The sequence below is a fragment of the Thomasclavelia saccharogumia DSM 17460 genome, from assembly GCF_000686665.1.
Classification (GTDB): Bacteria; Bacillota_I; Bacilli_A; order Erysipelotrichales; family Coprobacillaceae; genus Thomasclavelia; species Thomasclavelia saccharogumia.
Genome location: NZ_JMLH01000052.1, coordinates 1 through 21123, shown reverse-complemented (window position 1 = coordinate 21123; position 21123 = coordinate 1). Strand labels below are relative to the sequence as shown.

18 protein-coding genes and 1 pseudogene are annotated in these 21123 nt (G+C 29.3%); 18 read left to right on the top strand and 1 reads right to left on the bottom strand.

Features of this window, described 5'->3' with window-relative positions:
* The 8 genes and pseudogenes from BR82_RS17270 to BR82_RS0111005 all read left to right on the top strand — a co-directional run.
* Positions 1-462: pseudogene (locus tag BR82_RS17270) on the top strand (FIVAR domain-containing protein); the annotation flags it as partial.
* Positions 463-613: 151 nt separating this feature from the next.
* A complete protein-coding gene (gene hrcA / locus BR82_RS0111035) occupies positions 614-1654 on the top strand; it encodes a heat-inducible transcriptional repressor HrcA (RefSeq protein WP_027090242.1) in 1041 nt (346 codons plus the stop codon).
* Positions 1655-1665: 11 nt separating this feature from the next.
* Positions 1666-2220, top strand: coding sequence for a nucleotide exchange factor GrpE (grpE, locus tag BR82_RS0111030; RefSeq protein WP_027090241.1), 555 nt, complete (start codon positions 1666-1668; stop codon positions 2218-2220).
* A 16-nt stretch (positions 2221-2236) separates the two neighbouring features.
* The gene (gene dnaK / locus BR82_RS0111025; protein WP_027090240.1) at positions 2237-4048 is read left to right on the top strand and encodes a molecular chaperone DnaK; all 1812 of its coding nucleotides are present in this window, start codon (positions 2237-2239) and stop codon (positions 4046-4048) included.
* A gap of 55 nt (positions 4049-4103) precedes the next feature.
* On the top strand, positions 4104-5225 hold the full coding sequence (dnaJ, locus tag BR82_RS0111020) for a molecular chaperone DnaJ (protein WP_027090239.1): 1122 nt from the start codon (positions 4104-4106) through the stop codon (positions 5223-5225).
* A gap of 93 nt (positions 5226-5318) precedes the next feature.
* Entirely contained in the window at positions 5319-6257 is a 939-nt protein-coding gene (locus BR82_RS0111015; RefSeq protein WP_027090238.1) for a substrate-binding domain-containing protein, read from the top strand.
* Positions 6254-7732 (top strand): sensor histidine kinase, encoded by a 1479-nt coding sequence (locus BR82_RS0111010; RefSeq protein ID WP_027090237.1) that lies wholly within the window; start codon positions 6254-6256, stop codon positions 7730-7732. The genes BR82_RS0111015 and BR82_RS0111010 overlap by 4 nt, the downstream gene beginning before the upstream one ends.
* Positions 7704-9212: a response regulator transcription factor gene (locus BR82_RS0111005; protein WP_027090236.1), complete on the top strand. Its 1509-nt coding sequence runs from the start codon at positions 7704-7706 to the stop codon at positions 9210-9212. Before BR82_RS0111010 ends, BR82_RS0111005 begins: the two co-directional genes overlap by 29 nt.
* A 153-nt stretch (positions 9213-9365) precedes the next feature.
* On the opposite strand, the gene rpmB is transcribed toward BR82_RS0111005, so the two are convergent.
* Positions 9366-9551, bottom strand: a complete 186-nt coding sequence (gene rpmB / locus BR82_RS0111000; protein ID WP_024720865.1) for a 50S ribosomal protein L28 — start codon at positions 9549-9551, stop codon at positions 9366-9368.
* A 224-nt stretch (positions 9552-9775) separates the two neighbouring features.
* On the opposite strand from rpmB, the gene BR82_RS0110995 reads away from it, so the two are divergent.
* The 10 genes from BR82_RS0110995 to BR82_RS0110950 all read left to right on the top strand — a co-directional run.
* Positions 9776-10132 (top strand): Asp23/Gls24 family envelope stress response protein, encoded by a 357-nt coding sequence (locus tag BR82_RS0110995; RefSeq protein WP_027090235.1) that lies wholly within the window; start codon positions 9776-9778, stop codon positions 10130-10132.
* A 12-nt stretch (positions 10133-10144) separates the two neighbouring features.
* Positions 10145-11800 carry a DAK2 domain-containing protein gene (locus tag BR82_RS0110990; protein ID WP_027090234.1) on the top strand — a complete coding sequence of 552 codons (1656 nt, stop codon included), beginning with the start codon at positions 10145-10147 and terminating at the stop codon, positions 11798-11800.
* A 292-nt stretch (positions 11801-12092) separates the two neighbouring features.
* Positions 12093-12260, top strand: coding sequence for a hypothetical protein (locus BR82_RS17090; RefSeq protein WP_154659615.1), 168 nt, complete (start codon positions 12093-12095; stop codon positions 12258-12260).
* A 106-nt stretch (positions 12261-12366) separates the two neighbouring features.
* Positions 12367-13416 (top strand): ATP-binding protein, encoded by a 1050-nt coding sequence (locus tag BR82_RS0110980; RefSeq protein ID WP_027090233.1) that lies wholly within the window; start codon positions 12367-12369, stop codon positions 13414-13416.
* On the top strand, positions 13409-15655 hold the full coding sequence (locus BR82_RS0110975; RefSeq protein ID WP_027090232.1) for a S8 family peptidase: 2247 nt from the start codon (positions 13409-13411) through the stop codon (positions 15653-15655). Before BR82_RS0110980 ends, BR82_RS0110975 begins: the two co-directional genes overlap by 8 nt.
* Positions 15656-15695: 40 nt before the next feature.
* Positions 15696-16460: a DUF6414 family protein gene (locus tag BR82_RS0110970; protein ID WP_027090231.1), complete on the top strand. Its 765-nt coding sequence runs from the start codon at positions 15696-15698 to the stop codon at positions 16458-16460.
* Positions 16457-17563: an AAA family ATPase gene (locus BR82_RS0110965; protein ID WP_027090230.1), complete on the top strand. Its 1107-nt coding sequence runs from the start codon at positions 16457-16459 to the stop codon at positions 17561-17563. Before BR82_RS0110970 ends, BR82_RS0110965 begins: the two co-directional genes overlap by 4 nt.
* A 910-nt stretch (positions 17564-18473) precedes the next feature.
* Positions 18474-18983, top strand: a complete 510-nt coding sequence (locus BR82_RS0110960; RefSeq protein WP_027090229.1) for a hypothetical protein — start codon at positions 18474-18476, stop codon at positions 18981-18983.
* A 43-nt stretch (positions 18984-19026) separates the two neighbouring features.
* Positions 19027-19833: a Cof-type HAD-IIB family hydrolase gene (locus tag BR82_RS0110955; protein ID WP_027090228.1), complete on the top strand. Its 807-nt coding sequence runs from the start codon at positions 19027-19029 to the stop codon at positions 19831-19833.
* A gap of 920 nt (positions 19834-20753) precedes the next feature.
* The coding region (locus BR82_RS0110950; protein ID WP_027090227.1) for an aldo/keto reductase at positions 20754-21123 on the top strand (370 nt) is incomplete at its 3' end.

The window sequence follows — 21123 nt, the reverse complement described above, 5'->3', positions numbered from 1 at the left end:
GCAACAGCAAATAATGTATTAGCAGATGAAAATGCCTTCCAAGAAGAAGTAGATGAAGCATATGATGGATTAGCAAGAGCATATTTAAGCTTAAGATTAATTCCAAATAAAGACTTATTAAATGACCTAATTAATAAAGCAAACGGATTAAACAGTGCAAGCTACAGTCCAGAATCATGGGCAGCAGTAAGCTTAGCATTAGAAAATGCAAATGAAACAATGGCAAATGTTAATGCAACAGAAGAAGAAGTAAATGCAGCAGTAACAGCATTGAATAGTGCAATTGAAGGATTAGTAGCTAATACTGAAGCACCGATAGAAACAGAAGCACCAAGCAGTGCAGTAAAAGCTGGAGATACAACAGCAAGTATCAAGACCGGAGATAGTGCAAGCTTAGGATATTCATTAGCAGGATCAGTAATAGCTTTATTGGTATTAGCAGTAAATAAGAAAACAAAATAATTAAATTAATGTAACAGCACAGCTTGTGCTGTTTTTTATTAAGCAATAAAAAAGTTCATTATTTTTTAGCACAAAGGTGTTGACAGTGCTAAAAAATGATGTATAATGTATTTAGCACAAAGGAAGAAAGAGTGCTAAGGGTGGTGAAAAGATGCTTACAGCAAGGCAATTATTAATCTTTAAATGCATAGTTGATGAGTTTATTGAAACGGCTGAACCAGTTGGCTCAAAAGCTTTGATGACAAAATACCAGTTGCCTTATTCAAGTGCAACCATCCGTAATGAGATGAGTTTTCTTGAAGAATATGGTTACTTAGAAAAGACCCATACTTCTTCTGGAAGAATTCCTTCGATTGAAGGATATCGATTCTATGTTAATAATCTTGCTAAAAGAGATTTAGATGAAGGATTGAAAAATCAAGTGGCACAAATATTTAGTGATCGCCATCGTACCTTAGATGAAATAATTCATGAAAGCTGTCAGATATTGAGCGAATTAACACATTTGACATCAGTAGTTTTAGGACCTGATTCAAGTGCTGATACTTTACAGCAGATCAGTATCGTACCGTTAAATGATAAACGAGTTACAGCTATTATTATTACTAATCAGGGTCATGTTGAAAATAAAGTCTTTGATCTAAATCGTCATCATAATATTGATGATTTGGTAAGCTGTGTCAATGTTATGAATGATTTATTAATTGGAACACCGATCGATCAGGTTGTATTTAGACTTGAACGTGATGTTAAACCAGTTTTATCAGCAAAGGTTAAAGAACATGAAGAATTATTTAATGCTTTTCTAGAGGCATTTGTGAAATTTGCTTCTAGCAATGTTTATTTTTCTGGAAAAGAGAATATGTTATATCAACCAGAATATAATGATGTAAATAAATTAAGAAGAATCGTTAGTGCATTTGAAAACTCTCAAGTATGGAATGCCTTACAGCCTTTATCTGATGATGAGGGAGTAACGGTAAGAATTGGAACTGATTCGCCAATCAATGATATTGATGATGTTTCAGTGATTTCCGCCTCGTTTAAAACGGGAGCGACAACCAAGGGATCTATTTCAGTTATAGGGCCAACTAGAATGCCTTATGAAAAAGTAGTTTCGTTAGTAGAGTATATTTCAAAGAATATTGAGCAAGCATTCTTTGATGAATCAGATGATTCAAACGATGAATAGAGGTGAAGGTAATGGCTGAAGAAAAAATGGCGGATCAAGAGTCTGTTGAAGAAGAAACTGTTGAAGAAACAGTTGAAAAAGAAGAAAATGAAGAAGAAAAAGAAGAAATTACTGTTGAAGAACAGCTAAAAGCTTTGGAAGAAGAGGTGAATACTTGGAAAACTGATTATTACAAAGTGTTTGCGGATATGGAAAATCTTAAAAAAAGATTACAAAATGAACATGCAAATGCAATGAAATTTATGATGCAGTCTTTCATTGAACAATTATTGCCAGTGGTTGATAATTTTGAAAGATCGTTAGCAGTTGAAAATCCTAGCGATGAAATTAAAAATTTCTTAAAAGGATATGAGATGATCTATAATCAGTTAATGCAAGTTTTACAGTCACAGGGGGTTGAAGTGATTAAAACCGAAGGTCAAGAATTTGATCCAAATTTCCATCAGGCAGTAATGACTGTAAAAGATGATAACTTTAAATCAAATATGATTGTTGAAGAGTTACAAAAAGGATATATGTTGAAAGATCGCGTTATTCGTGCATCTTTAGTAAAAGTAAGTGAATAAATAGGAGGAAATTATTATGAGTAAAATTATTGGTATTGATTTAGGTACAACAAATTCATGTGTTAGTGTTATGGAAAACGGTGAAGTAAAAGTCATCGCTAATCCTGAAGGTAACAGAACAACACCTTCAGTAGTATCATTTAAAAATGGTGAAATTATCGTTGGTGAAGCTGCTAAACGTCAAGCAGTAACAAATCCTGATACAGTAATGTCAGTAAAACGTCATATGGGTACAAGCCATAAAGAGCATGTTAATGGAAAAGATTATACACCACAAGAAATTTCAGCAATGATTCTTCAAAATTTAAAAGCTACTGCAGAAGCATATTTAGGTGAAACAGTAACTAAAGCTGTTATTACTGTTCCTGCATATTTCAATGATGCTCAACGTCAAGCAACAAAAGATGCTGGTAAAATTGCTGGTTTAGAAGTAGAACGTATCATCAACGAACCTACTGCTGCCGCTTTAGCATTTGGTCTTGATAAATTAGATCAAGAACAAAAAGTATTAGTATATGACTTAGGTGGTGGTACATTTGACGTATCTATCCTAGATTTAGCTGATGGTACTTTTGAAGTATTAGCTACAGCTGGTGATAACAAACTTGGTGGAGATGATTTCGACCAAAAAATTATGAACTGGATCGTAGATGAATTTAAGAAAGAACAAGGTATCGATCTATCAAATGATAAGATGGCAATGCAACGTATTAAAGAGGCAGCTGAAAAAGCTAAAAAAGATTTATCTGGAACAATGCAAACACAAATTTCGTTACCATTTATCTCAGCTGGTGCTGCGGGACCTTTACACTTAGAGTTAACATTAACAAGAGCTAAATTTGATGAATTAACTCGTGATTTAGTTGCTAAAACTGAAGTCCCAGTGCGTCAAGCATTAAAAGATGCTGGTATGGATCCAACTGAAATTCATCAAGTATTATTAGTTGGTGGTTCTACTCGTATTCCTGCGGTTCAAGAATCAGTTAAAAGATTATTAGGAAAAGAGCCAAATAAATCAGTTAACCCTGATGAAGTAGTATCAATGGGTGCTGCTATCCAAGGTGGTGTTATTCAAGGTGATGTTAAAGATGTATTATTATTGGACGTTACACCTTTATCATTAGGTATCGAAACAATGGGTGGTGTAATGACTGTATTGATCGAAAGAAATACAACTATTCCAACTACTAAATCACAAATCTTCTCAACAGCTGCTGATAATCAGCCTGCTGTAGATATCAATGTTTTACAAGGTGAAAGATCAATGGCTAAAGATAATAAACAATTAGGTTTATTTAAATTAGATGGAATCGAACCTGCACCTCGAGGAGTACCTCAAATTGAAGTAACATTCAGTATTGACGTTAATGGTATTGTAAATGTTAAAGCTAAAGATTTAAAAACTCAAAAAGAACAATCAATCGTAATTCAAAACTCAACTGGACTAAGTGATGAAGAAATCGATAGAATGGTTAAAGAAGCAGAAGCTAATAAAGCTGAAGATGAAAAGAAACGTAAAGATATTGAAACAAGAAATAAAGCAGAACAAATGATCAATGAAATTGATAAAGCTTTAGCAGAGCAGGGCGACAAGATCGATGCTACTCAAAAAGAATCTGCTCAAAAATTAAAAGATGAATTAAAAACTGCATTAGATAACAATGATATGGCAACATTGGAAGCTAAAATGTCTGAATTAGAACAAATGGCTCAACAAATGGCTTCATATGCTTATCAACAACAAAATGGTGCTAGTGGAACTAATACAAGTTCGACAAATTCACAAGATGATAATGTTGTTGATGCTGATTTTGAAGAAAAGAATTAGTTTATTAAAGCCAAGGCTTTGCCTTGGTTTTAAATAGTGTAAAGAGGGTGGAAAGATGGCTGATAAAAGAGATTATTATGAAGTCTTAGGGGTATCAAAACAGGCTTCAGCTGATGAGATTAAAAGAGCTTATCGTAAAAAAGCAAAACAATATCATCCTGATATTAATAAAGAACCAGGAGCAGAGGAAAAATTTAAAGAAGTTCAAGAAGCTTATGAAGTTTTATCTGATCCTAATAAAAAAGCCACATATGATCGCTTTGGTCATGCTGCTTTTGAACAGGGGGCTGGAAATGGCGGAGGCGGTTTCAGTGGCTTTGGCTTCGAAGATGTTGATTTGGGAGATATATTCGGTTCTTTCTTTGGCGGTAGTGGTAGAAGTCGCCAAAGAAATAATGGACCAAGACGTGGTGAAGACCGTTTAATGCGTTTGAATATCGATTTTATGGAAGCAGTAAATGGTGTAAAGAAAGAAATTAAAGTTACTTATGATGCTACATGTGGACATTGTAATGGAACAGGAGCTAAAAATCCTAATGATGTTCAAACTTGTTCACGATGCGGTGGACGAGGAACGATTCAACAACAGCAAAACTCACCATTTGGGACTTTTGTCACAGAAACGACATGTCCTGATTGTAATGGAACTGGTAAAGTGATTCGGAATAAATGTCCGCATTGTCATGGTAGAGGATATGAAACTAAAACGGTTACAGTTGAATTAGATATACCAGCTGGTATTAATTCTAATCAACAGTTACGAGTAGCGGGAAAAGGTGGTCGTGGCAGCAATGGTGGACCAAATGGTGATTTATTTGTAGAAATTCAAGTAAGACCACATGAACATTTCCAAAGAGAAGGACGGAATATTCACATTACGATTCCCGTATCTAATGTTGATGCTACTTTAGGATGTGAAGTTGAAGTTCCAACTGTTCAAGGTGATGTTACAGTTAAGATTCCTGCGGGAACTCAATCGGGTACGGTATTACGATTAAAAGGTAAAGGTGTCAAAGATTTAAGAGGTTCAACTTATGGTGATGAAATGGTTAAGGTAGAAGTTAAGATCCCAACTAAATTATCATTTGAAGAACGTGAATTATATACAAAGCTTTCTAAATTATCGAGAAAAAAAGAGTCTATTTTTGATGCTTTTAAACGCCAATTTAAAAAATAGGATATGAGCTAAAACTTTATCTAAAGTTTTAGCTTTTTTTGATCCTTTTAATTACAAATTAATGTATAATTGTTGTTGAAGGGATGTATAAATATGAAAAAAATTATATATATACTATTAATAGCTTTATTTATTACAGGATGTGGTGAAAAAACTAAAATAAAAACAGAAAAATCACTTTATTTTGTATTTGCAACACCATTAAAAGAACATGAAATTTGGTTAAAGGCAAAAGATGGTTTTGATAAAGCATGTCGTGAGAAAAAAATTCATGGGGATTGGTTAGGCCCTACGGCAATTGATACAGCTAAGATGGAAGAAGTGATTGAAACAGCAATTGCTCAAAAAGCTGATGCGATAATTACTCAGGGGGTAATTAGTAAGGAAATTATAAATAAGGCTAAAGAAAAAGGAATTCCTATTTTATTGGTTGATTCAGATATTAAAGATTGTGAGCGTTTTGCATATTTGGGGAAGAATTTTAATGAGCAGGCAGAACTTTTTTTATCTGATATAGAGAAAAAATTAGGTAAAGATGTTTTTTTGGAAATAGGAATTCAAGTAGCGGAGAAAGATTTTGACATAGCGAGCGAACAAATTAAAGAAATAGAAAATGTGTTTGCAAAACATGAAGGAGGTTATGTAATTAAAACTGTTAGTGAATCCAAATCAGATTCGGTACGTGCTAAAAAAGAATGGTTGAATATTTTATCTTCAACATCGATCAATGTCGCTATTAATTTTGCTGGTGAATCGGCTATTTCTTGCAATGAAGCAGCCAAAGATTTAAAAATTCGTGATACGATGCTTATATATGGTGTAGATGATATGCCAGAGACTATTAAGTTAATTAAGGATAAGCAGATAGATGGCAGTGTAGCTACTTCGTTTTATAATTATGGTTATGAAGCAGTAAATTGGTTATATGATTATTTAGTTAATGAAAAGGAATTAGAACAACAGGTCAATAGTGTGAAATTGGTGTTGGTTACTAAAGAAAATGTAGACAATTATCAAGAGGAATTAAAATGAAGGATAGATCAAAGATAAGCTTTAAACGTAGTATTATAAAACTGAATTTTAGTTTGGCTTTTATAATGGCGGTTTTTATGGCGATAAATTATGTTTTGTATCAAACCACTACGATAAAATATAATCAGGCTATTTCTTTATACGATGATATAAACGAGTTTTATGATTATGTAACTCAAGCTAATTTTAGTTTTAAAAATTATTTATATACAGAAAACTTAGAAGATATAGATACTTATAATCGTTGTATTTCATTAGCTCAAGATAAGTTAAAGAATGTTAAAGATAATATTGATAATGAATATCGTTGGCGAATTGATTTGCTTAATAATATGCTTGAAAGTTATCAGGACGCTGCTAAAGAGGCAAAAGATGCTGATGGATTAGATTATCAAACTAAATATAATGAATTATTGAATCAATTTTCTTTAATAGAAAAAACTAGTACAACTTATTATGAATATTTAACGGATGGGATTAAAAGCCAAAGAGAAGAAATTTATAGTTATGAAAATCTACTTTTTATTGTAATAGCGATTATTACGGTAGTAGGGATAATTTGGCTCATTTTGTTTTCTGTTATTACAGTACGTTCTTTTACTCGGCCTTTATATCAAATACTAAATAATATTAAATTAATCAAAAAGGGTGAGTATGATCTTTCAAGCATTTCTAATAGTTCGAGGGAAATGGAAGAATTGTGCTTTGCTTTAGAGGATATGGCACAGCATGTGCAAAGAAATATTCAAAATGAAAAAGAAAAAGCTGCGTTAAAGCATCAATTATTGGAAAAAGAAAATGAAAATTTAAGAAAAGATGAGTTATTAGCTTTAAGTGAATTAAAATTACTTCAAAATCAAATTAATCCTCACTTTTTATTTAATACTTTAAATATGATTTATAAGACTGCTTATAAAGAAAAAGCGATGGATACAAGTGCAATGGTCAATAGGACATCAATGTTACTACGATATGCTTTAGACAAAGCTAATAAAACGAGTGATTTATACAGTGAGATTGAATCGATTGAAAATTATATTTATATTCAAGAAAGAAGGTTTTATCAGAGAATCAAATTTACTTTAAACGTTGAAGAAAATTTGCCTAATATTCAAATCCCAGGTATGTTGATTCAGCCTTTGGTTGAAAATTCAGTGAAACATGGATTAAAAGATGTAATTAAAGATGGGGAGGTTTTAATTAATATCCAGTATCTTGATAATCATATAGTTATTAGTGTTAGTGATAATGGGATAGGGGTAGAAACAGAAATTTTAGAAAAAGGAATTTTAAATGATTTTCATGACAAAAATAAAAATAACCTTGGTTTGTATAATGTAATCCAGCGTATTAAAATGTTTTATGGAAATACAGCACAAATATCATTTAATAGTTATCCTGGTTGCGGTTTTGAAGTAATTATTGAAATTAAAGTGGAGGAAATTTATGTATCGGATATTAGTTGTAGAAGATGAAGAAATAGAACGTAAAGCATTTGTATCATTATTAAAAGAACATTTTTCACAATCTTTGATTGTATATAATGCCTCTAACGGGATGGAAGCTTTGGAAATATTAAAAGATGTGGATATAGATATTTTAGTTAGTGATATTGATTTACCAGGAATCAATGGTTTAGAAACGATTGGATTTGCTAAAAAAATAAATAAGGATATTGTAAGTTTAGTAATCACCTCTTATAATTATTTTGAATATGCTCAAGAGGCAATCAAGCTGGATGTTGAAGATTTTATCTTGAAACCAGTATCGATTGAAAATATGTGTAATATTATTTATCAGATAATTAATAAGATCGATAAGAAAAAAAATGAGGAAAATCAGGCTACCCAATTAGTCTTAAAGATGGAAGAACTTAGACCGATCATTGAAAGTGATTGTATACATAGTATTGTTCAGAATTCTAAACCTGATGAAATAAGAAAATATTTTTCGCTTTTAAATATTGTTCCTAAATCAGGATTTTGTATAGTTTTTCAAAAGAATAGTTTTCAGTCTCATCAGATTCATGCATTTATTGCTGAAATAGAGGATCTTGGGTGTCGCTGTATGAAGGACAGTTATTATGAAGTGCATGTTTTATTTGTTTTTAGTCTTGCAAGATTGTCAAATCAGGATATCCAAATGTTTGAGGCTTTGATAAAGAAATATTTTTATGGTTTGGACCAAATGGGAGTCGGAGATATTTGTGTTAATTATGAAAATTTTTATGAATCTTATGCATCAGCAATAAAAAATATTGGTTCTATAATCGAGTTAAAAGAAAGTGATTCTAAAAATAATTTGTCACCAGGATATTCATATGATGTAGAAAAATTATGTAAAAATTTAATACAAGACTTTTTAAAGTTTGATACATTAAATATGCAGCGAAGAATTAATTTGTTTTATTTGGAAATTATATATATAGATAAAGTTTCGTTAATAAAAATTATTCAAGATTTTAATAAAACGCTAATTATTTTATTTAATCAGGAGTTCAAATCTAAAATTGATTTTTATGATCGAAAATATATGATAGAGTTAGATAATGATAATCCTTATTGTGATTTATTAGAGAAGATAAATGTTTTATTAGATAATTTAATTAAGTTGATTAATAAATTTGATAAAAAATCATCTAATGTTTTAGTGAAGAAAGCTTTAACTTATATATCACTTAACTATAAAAAGAATATTACTTTAAATAATGTTGCATCATATCTAGGTGTGACGCCATTTTATATTAGTAATTTATTAAGTACCCATACATCTAAAAATTTCACAGATTTAGTTACTGAATATCGAATTGAAAAAGCTAAAGAAATGTTGAAAGGAAATTATCAAATTAAAGAAATTGCAGTTGAATTAGGTTTTCGAAGTCATAATTATTTTTCTAAAGTGTTTAAAAAGGTTACAGGATTAACGCCGAAAGAATATAAATCGAAGTTTGATTAGTTATATAGTAAAAAAGTGTTTGAAATTATAGTTTTTATTTTTGGAATAAATAAAAAACTTGTATTTCAACACTTTTTGTTATTAATTAATATCATAGAATAATTATAATTGGATAAAATAAAAATAGTACCGATAGCAGTACTATTTATATTATTAAGCTGATTTTCTCAATGTTCTTAATTCTCTAGCAGAAATTCTTACAGTTGTAGGTTTACCATCTACTAAAATAGTAGCTTTTTGTAAATTAACATTCCATTTTCTTCTACTTGAGTTTAATGCGTGAGAACGTGTATTTCCAGACATAGGTCCTCTACCACTTATTTGACACTTTCTTGACATGGTTCTCCTCCTCTTCATTAGTAGTGTTTTAACGTACTTGGATATTCTATCATTAAATAATGATAAAATCAATTAGTTTTTAAAAAAAATCAATATTTTTTTCTTGCAATAAAAATGAGTTCTGCTAAAATAAAATCTAGTGTTAGTAATTGTCAAGAACTGCTTTTTAAGATATAATTAGTTATTGATGAGTATCGATGAGATAGATACAAGGAGGTATATAAATGATTGAAAAAAATAATAATATGGGAACTGTCAATATATCGCTGGATGTTGTTGCTACAATCGCCGGTGGGGCAGCAATCGAATGTTACGGGGTTGTAGGAATGGCCAGTAAGAAAAAGTTAAAAGATGGCTATTATGATCTTTTGCGTAAAGAAAATTATTCTAAAGGTATAGTTGCTCGTGATGGTGAAACAGGACTTATTTTAGATCTTTATGTATTGTTGGGATATGGAATCAAGATGACTGAAGTTTTGCATGAAGTGCAAAAGAAAGTGAAATATGTTGTTGAATCTACTTTAGATGTTAATGTTGAAGCTGTTAATGTATATGTTCAAGGTGTACGTGGAATAGAGTAGAGGAGATAGAAAATGAAAATATTAACTGGTAAATTATTTAAAGAGATGGTGTTGTGCGGGGCTAATACTTTGCATAACAATCACCCTGAAATAGATGCGTTAAATGTCTTTCCAGTACCTGATGGCGATACTGGAACAAATATGTCTTTGACGTTTTTAGCGGGTGCTAAGGAAATTGAAAATCTAGATTCTAACAATATTGGAGAAATTTCTAAAAAGTTATCTAAAGGGCTTTTAATGGGAGCTAGAGGTAATTCGGGAGTTATCTTGTCACAAATCTTTAGAGGAGTTGCAATGGCTTTACAAGGGCATGAAGATGCAGATGCAGTTCTTTGGGCACAGGCCTTAGAAAACGGGGCTAAAGTTGCTTATAAGGCAGTTATGCGTCCAGTTGAAGGGACTATTTTAACAGTAATTCGTGAAGCGGGGGATGCTGTTGTTAAATATGCAAAAGAAGGAATGGAAATTGAAGATGTTTTTTCTTATTTTGTAAAAGAAGCAGAAATTTCGCTTGAAAAAACACCAGAATTGTTACCAGTGCTGAAAGAAGTTGGGGTAGTAGATAGTGGTGGAGCTGGATTATTATTGGTATTTACTGGCTTTATGGCGGCTCTTGCTGGTGAAAGAGTTGATTATGTAGAAATCAAATCATCTTCTTCAGCAATGGATGCTGTTGCTGAGGTTGAAGGTGGAGAAGAAGGATATGGATATTGTACAGAATTCATTCTTCGTTTAGAACCATCATTAGTCAATAAGTTTAAAGAAGATCAATTAAAAAAAGAGTTAGCTAGAATTCCAGGGGAAAGTATTGTAGTTGTGCAGGATGAAGATATTGTTAAAGTCCATGTACACACTTTAAAACCAGGGAACGCTTTAAATATTGCTCAAAGATTTGGTGAATTTGTAAAACTAAAGATAGAAAATATGCAAGAACAAGCTGATAAGATTCAAAATAACACAAAATCAATCGTGGGTGTTGATGATAATATGAAGTCAGCTCAAGAAGCAAAAGAAACGGCGATTATATCTGTATGTGCAGGTGATGGGGTAAAGGAAGCGTTTTTAGAATTGCATTGTGATTATGTTGTTAGTGGTGGTCAAACTATGAATCCATCAGCAGAAGATATGGTTCAGGCAATCAAAAATTTAAATGCTAAAAATGTGATCATACTACCAAATAATTCTAATATTGTTATGACAGCACAGCAGACTGCTACAATTCTTGAAGATGAAGTAAATGTAATTGTTATCCCAACTAAAACGATACCACAGGGATTATCAGCATGTATAATGTTTAATCCGGATGCTGCTTTAGATGATAACGTTGCTGAAATGAATGAGGCAATCAAAAATGTAAAAACTGGACAAGTTACATTTGCCATCAAAGATACTGTAATTGATGGTGTTGAAATTAAAGCTAACGATTATATGGCTTTGGTTGAAAAGGATATTGTAGCTTGCAAAGATAATAAATTGAAAGCTTTAAAAGTTGTATTAGAAAGTTTGATTGATGATGATTCAGAGTTAGTTACTTTAATATATGGTGAAGATGTTAATGATGAAGATATCGAAGAAATCGAAAGTTTTATAGAGGATAATTTTGAAGTAGAATTAGAAGTGATAAATGGAAAACAACCAGTTTATTCATTTATTATTGGTGTTGAATAATTCACGATACTTAACAATACTATAATATAGTATAGAATACTGATAAAAAAGTCTGATTTAATCAGACTTTTTTTGTTGAAATATATTTTTTTGGAAAAAACAGAAACTTAATTTTATAAAAAAGTGTTTATTTGGTGTTTAAAAAAATATATTAAATAATTTTTTGATTATCCCTATGTCACAGGTTTGGTGAATATAGATTCTGAAAAGTCTAAAATATAAGCCAATATGATTTTTAATACCTGCGTTAGAGGGGTAATCAAGAATAATTTTATGAAATGAGGAAATTTGAATGGATAAAGAAATTTTAAGTGTTAAAGAATTTTGTAAAAAAACAGGATTAGCAGAATACGTAGTAAGAAGATTAATTAATGAAGGGTATGCAGTTACTTTTAAGTGTGGTAATAAAGTATATCTACATTATGAAATGACAATAAAGAGGATGTTTAATATTAAATAGCAAATCATTTTAGTATAAATTGTTATAAAATATTTTATTTTTTGTCCCAATATTGAAATATTTGTCCCAAAGTTATATAATATTTTTGGAAGGAGAACGTGATGCTATGAAAAAGAAAAATATTCTTAATTTGATTAAATATTATTCTGAAAATAATGATTCAGGTTTCAAGAGTGAGGCCTATGAAATTGCAAAATATTTTGATTCGATTGGAGATTATCAATTAGCTGAATATATTATGGCCTTATTATCAGATGCTAATACATTTGTTCCACAAATGACTACAAATGAATCAGATTTTTTTGAGAAAATTGATAATTCGGCTGAATTATTGCTTTTGCCAGAAGTGATAACACAAGATATTTTAGGAATAGTCAATGCAGTAAGCTATAATGTTGGTATTAATAAGTTTTTGCTTCAAGGTGCTCCAGGAACTGGTAAAACTGAAGCAGTCAAACAGATAGCAAGAATATTAGAAAGAGAAATATATATGGTTGATTTTTCTTCACTTGTCGATAGTAAATTAGGACAGACACAGAAAAATATATCAACAATGTTTAAAGAAATCAATAATTTTACATTTCCGGATAAAATAATTATTTTATTTGATGAGGTAGATGCATTAGCATTAGATAGGACTAATTCAAATGATTTAAGAGAAATGGGAAGGGCTACTTCTACAATGCTAAAAGGATTGGATCGTTTGAATGAGCAAGTTGTTTTGATAGCTACGACAAATCTATATGAATATTTTGATAAAGCATTGAGTAGAAGGTTTGATGCAATTATTGATTTTAACAGATACAGCAAAGAAGATTTAATAGAAGTTGCTGAAGGACTATTGGAGAGCTATCTAAAAAAATTTAAAATTAATTATAAGAATATAAGGTTATTTAGAAAAATTATTGGTTTATATGATCAAATTCCCTATCCAGGAGAATTGAAGAATGTTATAAAAACAGCTGTAGCTTTCAGTAATCCAGAGGATAGCACAGATTATATGCGTAGATTATATTCAATAGTTTGTAATAATAATCAACCAGAATTAAGAGAATTACAAAATCAAAATTTCACAATTAGAGAAATTGAAATATTGACAAAGGTTTCAAAAAGCAAAATTGCTAGAAAACTGAAAGGAGGAAATGAATTTGAATAATTTACTACAACTAAAAGGAACATTTTATGATCAAAAAAATAAGAGTTCATTTGGACCTCCTAATTTACCAAAAGATAAATTTGTTTCTTCTGAACATATGAAAAATTTAGTGCAACAACTACAAAGAATTCAGAAGTTTTGGGAAGAAAATAGAGATATAGATGGAGCTTTAGTAAGTGTATATTATATCCATGTCATTGCAAAAAGTAATAGAATTCAGGCAATGTTATCAGAAAAAAGTAGAAGCCCTAATTTTTCAATAAGGGGATCGAAGTTTGGATTCATAAAAGATGAAAATGGACAACAAATTCGAAATCATATTTTTACGCATTATGTTAAGCTAGGAACTATTGATAATACAATTCATAATTTGAAGAAAGTATTTCAGATTGTTGAAAGAGATTATAATGGGAAAATAACACATGAAGACATTGGTAAAATTAATAGACAAAATTATCAATATGAACACATCATTAAAAGAACCATATTTATTAAATTGATTATTGATTCGTATTTTGTTCATAGCTTTCATATAGATGAAATTACTGAATCTATTAATGAACGTTCTATTGTGACCATATATCAAACAGATGTTGATACGAATACTTTATTAAGTAAATTTGGTATTGATATGATTAATGCTAAAAAGATAGATGAAACAACATTACGTCTTATGCCAGATGAAATCAAACTTATTCAGAATCAAGCTCCTTATCTCATTTCTATGCATGTTAAAGATTTGACACAAATCAGTAAAGAAAAAATTTTGGAATTTCAAGGGCAAGAAATAATGTCTATTCCTACACCAACAAATGAACCTACAATTGGCGTATTAGATACTCATTTTGATAAAAGAGTTTATTTTGGAGAATGGGTAGAATATAAAAATATGTTAGATAATGAAATTGAATTATCTGATGATGATTATTATCATGGTACTGCAATTTCATCATTGATTGTTGATGGGCCATCATTTAATCCGCATTTACAAGATGGATGTGGAAGATTTAGAGTTAGACATTTCGGAATAGCAACTGCTTATAGATTTAGTTCTTTTAGTATATTAAAAATGATTAAACAAATTGTTTCTCAAAATAGAGATATAAAAGTTTGGAATCTATCATTAGGTTCAGAATTAGAGACTAATCAAAATTTTATTTCTCCAGAAGCAGCAGAATTAGATAAGATTCAAAATGAATTTGATGTTATTTTTGTGCTTGCTGGAACAAATAATAATTCTAATCCTCGAAAAGAAATGAGAATAGGGGCACCAGCTGATTCAATTAACTCTTTAGTTGTTAATTCTGTTAAGCAAGATGGTACAAAAGCATCATATACACGAATTGGACCAGTCTTATCTTTTTTTCATAAACCCGATGTCAGTTATTATGGTGGAGATGATAATGAATTAATAACTGTTTGCACTCCGTTAGGGGAGGCAAAAGTAAGAGGAACATCATTTGCCGCTCCTTGGATTTCTAGAAAGCTTGCTTATTTAATTTATATTGTAGGATTGAGTAGAGAACTAGCAAAAGCATTAATTATTGATTCAGCGGCTGGTTGGAGTAGAAAGGATGATACGACTCATACCATTGGTTATGGAGTTGTTCCTATTCATATTAATGATATTGTGAACTCTTCTGATGATGAGATAAAATTTTTATTAAATGGTGTCATTAATGAATACGAAACATACACGTATAATATTCCTGTTCCCAAAATAAAAGATGCACATCCTTATTTTGCTCGAGCAACACTATGTTATTTTCCAAAAGCTTCTAGAAATCAGGGTGTTGATTATACAAGTACAGAGATGGATATTCATTTTGGAAGAATTCAAGAGAAAAAAGGGAGAACAACAATATGTTCAATTAATGGAAATAAGCAATCTGAAGAAATTTCTACATCCTTATATGAAGAAGATGCACGTAACTTATATAGAAAGTGGGATAATATTAAGCATATTAATGATGTTCTTAAAGAAAAAAGTAGACCAAGGAAAGCATATGGTATTGGTTTATGGGGATTAAGCATTAAAACAAAAGAACGATTAAATTCAAAAGATGGACGAGGTTTGAAATTTGGAGTTGTTGTTACGTTAAAAGAAATGAATGGAGTTAATCGTATTGATGATTTTATAAAGATGTGTCAGGCAAGAGGCTGGATTGTTAATAGAATAAATATTGATAATCAAATAGATGTTTATAATAAAGGTGAAGAAATCATAGAATTTGACTAATAGATTTATTATTGTATGTAAAAAAGAGGCGATAAATTAAATGAAAAAAGAAAAACAACTATTAAAAATAGTATATTTTGATGAAGGAGCAGCAACTGATTTTATTTATATTTTTGAAGGTGGTAAATCTGAAGAACACAAAGAAAATATTATTTCTAAAACTAATAATTTAGAAACAAGAACTGAAGCAACAGTGAAAGGTGCAACCAAATTTCTAAGTTTTTTTAAAGCTGAAGGAAGTATTGAAGGTAGCGCTACATTTGATCGAGAAGGATCGACTGTTATTAAAAGGGCTTTGGAAAGTACAATTTTAACTGATTATATTGAATTGAGTGTAAATAAAGCAAAAAAATATGTAAAAATTTTTAATGATAAGAGACTGCTTCCTTATCCTGAATCTTTTTCCTACTACAAAATGCTAACTCCTTATCTTGTAATGACAGAAGGGACTATAGATGCAGGAGAATTTAAATTAAATCCTGCAAAAATGGATCAAGCTCTAATTGGAGGACGTGGTTATTATGAGTTAATGACTATAGAGAAAGAGAATCCAATTGTATTACGTTTTAACATTAAGGCTTTTAGAAATAATTATTCAATTTCTGATCTTGTTAAAATGAACTTAACTTTTCATACAATTGAAGTTGGTACAATTGAATTAAATAAACTATCAATGAAATCTGAATTTTCAATTGAAGAAAAGCAAAATATATCTGGTTTTGATTTATTTGATGAGTCACAAACTAATACAAATAGTATGGATTGTAAAGTTTATGATGTAATATTGGCAGGTGTTTATAGATGAATATAAACATATTTATTGGTCCTAAAAGAGAATTTGAAAAAATAAAACCAAATTATAATTTTATAACATTTGTTGACTTGGTCTCACAAAGTGATGCACAAAGAAGAGTGGTTAAGCATCAAGTTGAGGGTCAAGATTATAAAGAAAAAGAAGAAGCTCCTCATTATGATAATGTGGTAGTCTATTCTGATGATTATTCAGCAATAACTGAATCAGCTTTCAATAGTTTTATAGGTTTCATTTATGAATTTGATATAGATCATCTCTATTTGCAAAATCCACCAGAATATATTGTGGATCAAATTCATAAGTTAACTAATGTTAAAATTGAGAAAGATAAATATGAATTTAAGAATATCAATATCAATATTCTTAAAGAAATAAAAAGAACAATCAATGGAAAAATAATAGGACAAGAAAAACCGATAAAAAAAGTGATAGGTGCCTTATATCCTTTGGCGAAAGGAAGAATGCAAAAGCCATGTGTTATCCTTTTATATGGTCCTACAGGTGTAGGGAAAACTGAAACAGCAAAATTTTTAAGTAATATTATGGAACAAAAAATTTTAAGAAAGCAATTTTCAATGTTTCATTCTGAAGATTTTGCTTCTTATTTATTTGGTGGAAAACATTCGCAAAATTGTTTTGCTAGGGAACTTTTAGAGAGAGAATCAAATATTATCTTATTAGATGAATTTGATAAGCCAAACCCTATTTTTCATAGTGCATTTTATCAATTGTTTGATGAGGGGATTTTTGAAGATAGAAACTACAAGGTTGAGCTGAGAAGATCTATAATTATTTGTACATCAAATTTTAAATCTGAAAAGGATATAAAAGACAAGTTAGGAGAACCGATTTGTTCTAGATTTGATGCAATAATTAAATATAACGATTTAGATTTTAATTCAAAAAAAACAATATTATATAAGATTTATGAGCAAGAGTTTAATAAATTGGATATGGATGAAAAAATGTTAGTTGAGGATAAAAATGTTTTATTTGTATTAGAGAAAAATCTTTCAAAACTTAATAATGTTCGAGAAATAAGAAAGATTGTACTAGAAGCAATAACAGCATGTATTATTGATGTATTGATTTAAAAATAGATATTTAATTAACTTTTATAACTGATATGAGTGAAACAGTACTTTTAATAAAATGCATTTACTTTAGTCTTGTTTAAAATAAAAGAATATTGGAACAATTATGCATCACTATTCTTCGATTATCAAAATTGAAATTTTGAAGATTCGTTTAATTATTTATTAGGAAAAATATAAATTTAAAAACAGAATTTGGTGTTTAAAAAGTGTTTAAACTCTCTAAAATTGAGATAAAGTTAATATTAAATTTACTTGATTTAAACAGAATAAAATCAATTTTAATGAAATCTTGATAAAGTAGGATAGAATTGGTGTTGAATAAACATATATAATTATGAAGTTGAAAAAATGCACCAATTTGAAAATACTGTCAAGAAAAATATAGTTATCGATCATTTGAAGATAAATCCAAAAATGTACGGATGATAACAAATGATAAGAATATTCGGCATTTTATTGTAAAGGGGTAGATTTTAAATATATGATTGATGACAAAACAATTATTATTTCAAAGTTGTAGATTTGTAAAATCGAATATTAAATTAAAAGTAAGATAGAATCAGTTTATTGAACTGGTTCTTTTTTTAGAGGGTTGGCAATATAAATGATCGATTTTTTATTTTAGATGAGAAAGATCATTAAAGAAGATAAGCTTGTATATTTTATGAGTGATATAAAAGAAGCTATGAGAATCATTGACAAAAAGTGATTGTTGGAAAATCATGGAAATGACACTTTTTAGTTCACGAAGAATATGTAAAATATTGAAACTTAAATGATAATTGATGGAACAAAAAATAGTTTAGTGTTATAATTATAAAACATTCGGATAGATAAAGAATGTAGTTTGATTATGCTAACTAAAGGTTATACGTGAATATCATTAAATTGTACAAGGAGAAAAATGATGGAAATAACGAGTATATATAAAATAGATGATTCAAAAGAAATTGCGGATGCAATATTTCCAAAACGAAATATTTATATTGTTCATGGTTTTTCGATTTTTTTATTGATATATATAGTATATTTGTGTCTTCAAAGTAATTTAGTTACTAGAATAGTTTTAATTATTATTGGTATAATTGGTATCATTGGATTGCAATTTATCTTATTTAAACAAAAGAAAAACTTTTTGCATATTATTTATGAACGATTTCAAGAAACAAATTCTGCTGATGAAATCATTTATCATTATAAGTTTAATGATCAAGATATGGTGATAATAAATACTAATACTAATGCTCATGTAGAAATTAACTATAATTGCTTTTGTCAATATCTAGAAACGACTAATTATGTCTTAGTAATTTCTAAAGCTAAACAATATATTATTTTTAATAGAGATGTTGCTGAACAATATGATTTAAAAAACTTTTTTAAGAAAAAAATTCCTTCTATTCGTATTCAAGAATAATAAATGTAGTATTTTATAATATAAAATTGAGGTAAAAAACAAAATGAAAAAGATTATATTTTTTGATATTGATGGTACGTTGATTGGTCGATCTTTTGCGTTGACAGAAAAAAACAAGCAGGCAATTAAACAATTAAAGGAAAATAACTATCTTGTTTTTTTAGCAACAGGAAGACCATTATCATATATTGAAAATGAAATATTGGATATTGGATTTGATGGGATTATTGCTAGTGCTGGAGGAGTAATCTATTATCATGGACAATGTATTTATGAACATCCACTTGATTTAAATGTTTTAAAAAAAGTTATGGAAGTTTTACATAAATATGAGATTCCATATGGTTTAGAGTGTAAAGATTATTATTATACGGGGTTTGATTTGATCAATAAAACTATTGATAGACAAATAAAAAGCGGGCAAGATAAGAATGTTGTTATTAATAAATTTAATCAGGTAAAATATAAAGATGTTCAGTATTTTGATTTTGGTAATCCGGTTTCGAAATTAAGTGGGATTATTCTTGATGAAAAACAGTATGATATGTTAATAAAGTATTTAAATAAGGATTTTAAAATTGTACGATACGGCTTTGCGGTTGATATTATTCAAAAGAAATGGAATAAAGGAGATGGTGCAAAATATATAATGAAGTATTTGGGTATTGATTTTCAAGATAGTATTGCTTATGGTGATAGCCTTAATGATTTAGAAATTATGAAAGTTGTAGCAAGACCAATCGTATATGAAAAGGCACCGCAAGAATTATTAGATATTGCAATTGATACTTTTATTGATCCTGATAAAGATGGTATTTATTATAGTTTAAGGAGATTAAATTTGATTTAAATTAGTACTTTTTTTGTATGGATCTATTAATTGTTGATTTTGTCAAAGTGTTATGAAATTAATATTATTGTTGGTTTTTACATTTTTTATGCAATCTGAAATTTTATGGTTAAAAAGATAAAACAGGTATAAGCTTTAGAAGCAAAGATCTTAACCTGTTTTTATTATATTCAATAGAGAAAAGCTATGCCACACCAATAGACTGATAAATGTACTACTCTATTGAAATGCTATATTTATATTACAAACATATTTAGATATCCCTGTAAATTCCTTGACGCGATACCATGATATTTTTTTAAAAATATCTCTAGTTCTGAATGTATCTGATTAATGGTATTAATTGAATAGCCTTCTTTATTAACATGTAAATTAGCATTTATTGTCTGTAAACTGCATTTTATTTCCTTGGCTAGTGTTATAAATTCTTTAAAGCCATCTCTAATTAAAAGAGATTCTTTCTTTTATCTGTGATGATAAAACTCAATACATAGCTGGTGTTTCTTTACCATTAAGTATCAGGTGATTCTCTTCATCAACGTCGCTGATAATACAGGTTTCTTGCCGTTATTTTTATTTGAACCATGTTTTTTGATGAACGAAACATTTTGTTTTTGCTACTTATATAATAATAAAACAGTTAGAATAATTTGCATATAATTTTATCAAATTATCTCAACTGTTTTTAATTGTTTATTAATTTAATTATCTCAAATAGTCTGATTTTTATATGATGCTAAGCGACAGCTGAGAAATAGACAATGTTTTCATTTTTGCCACCATAACTAATTGTTCTAATTGATAAAATTCAATCATAATCTCATTCCTTTCAGTATTCCTTCCAATTATAGCACAATAAAATATAAATATTGTACTTTTTTTATTACTTAACTTAAAATAAAAATCGAAAGGAGGAAATAATGCAATATAAATTATTAAGCAATGGTATCAATATTCCAACCTTAGGTTATGGAACTTTACATATTTCACCCGCTGTTACAGAAAAATGTGTACTTGATGCTTTGCATGTGGGATATCGATTAATTGATACTGCTGCAGTTTATGGCAATGAAAAAGAAATTGGTCAAGCTATAAAAAAATCTAAAATTCCTAGAGAAGAACTTTTTATCACTTCAAAAGTATGGGTTCAAGATGCTGGTTACGAAAATACATTAAAAGCATTTGATACTTCTTTGAATAATCTTGGATTAGATTATCTTGATCTATATTTGATTCATCATCCATTGGGAGATTATTATGGGTCTTATAAAGCAATGGAAGAATTATATA

Excerpts from the sequence above, each read along its gene's own strand:
- hrcA (WP_027090242.1), top strand. The coding sequence starts at position 614 with ATGCTTACAGCAAGGCAATTATTAATCTTTAAATGCATAGTTGATGAG.
- grpE (WP_027090241.1), top strand. The coding sequence starts at position 1,666 with ATGGCTGAAGAAAAAATGGCGGATCAAGAGTCTGTTGAAGAAGAAACT.
- dnaK (WP_027090240.1), top strand. The coding sequence starts at position 2,237 with ATGAGTAAAATTATTGGTATTGATTTAGGTACAACAAATTCATGTGTT.
- dnaJ (WP_027090239.1), top strand. The coding sequence starts at position 4,104 with ATGGCTGATAAAAGAGATTATTATGAAGTCTTAGGGGTATCAAAACAG.
- BR82_RS0111015 (WP_027090238.1), top strand. The coding sequence starts at position 5,319 with ATGAAAAAAATTATATATATACTATTAATAGCTTTATTTATTACAGGA.
- BR82_RS0111010 (WP_027090237.1), top strand. The coding sequence starts at position 6,254 with ATGAAGGATAGATCAAAGATAAGCTTTAAACGTAGTATTATAAAACTG.
- BR82_RS0111005 (WP_027090236.1), top strand. The coding sequence starts at position 7,704 with ATGTATCGGATATTAGTTGTAGAAGATGAAGAAATAGAACGTAAAGCA.
- rpmB (WP_024720865.1), bottom strand. The coding sequence starts at position 9,551 with ATGTCAAGAAAGTGTCAAATAAGTGGTAGAGGACCTATGTCTGGAAAT.
- BR82_RS0110995 (WP_027090235.1), top strand. The coding sequence starts at position 9,776 with ATGATTGAAAAAAATAATAATATGGGAACTGTCAATATATCGCTGGAT.
- BR82_RS0110990 (WP_027090234.1), top strand. The coding sequence starts at position 10,145 with ATGAAAATATTAACTGGTAAATTATTTAAAGAGATGGTGTTGTGCGGG.
- BR82_RS17090 (WP_154659615.1), top strand. The coding sequence starts at position 12,093 with ATGGATAAAGAAATTTTAAGTGTTAAAGAATTTTGTAAAAAAACAGGA.
- BR82_RS0110980 (WP_027090233.1), top strand. The coding sequence starts at position 12,367 with ATGAAAAAGAAAAATATTCTTAATTTGATTAAATATTATTCTGAAAAT.
- BR82_RS0110970 (WP_027090231.1), top strand. The coding sequence starts at position 15,696 with ATGAAAAAAGAAAAACAACTATTAAAAATAGTATATTTTGATGAAGGA.
- BR82_RS0110965 (WP_027090230.1), top strand. The coding sequence starts at position 16,457 with ATGAATATAAACATATTTATTGGTCCTAAAAGAGAATTTGAAAAAATA.
- BR82_RS0110960 (WP_027090229.1), top strand. The coding sequence starts at position 18,474 with ATGGAAATAACGAGTATATATAAAATAGATGATTCAAAAGAAATTGCG.
- BR82_RS0110955 (WP_027090228.1), top strand. The coding sequence starts at position 19,027 with ATGAAAAAGATTATATTTTTTGATATTGATGGTACGTTGATTGGTCGA.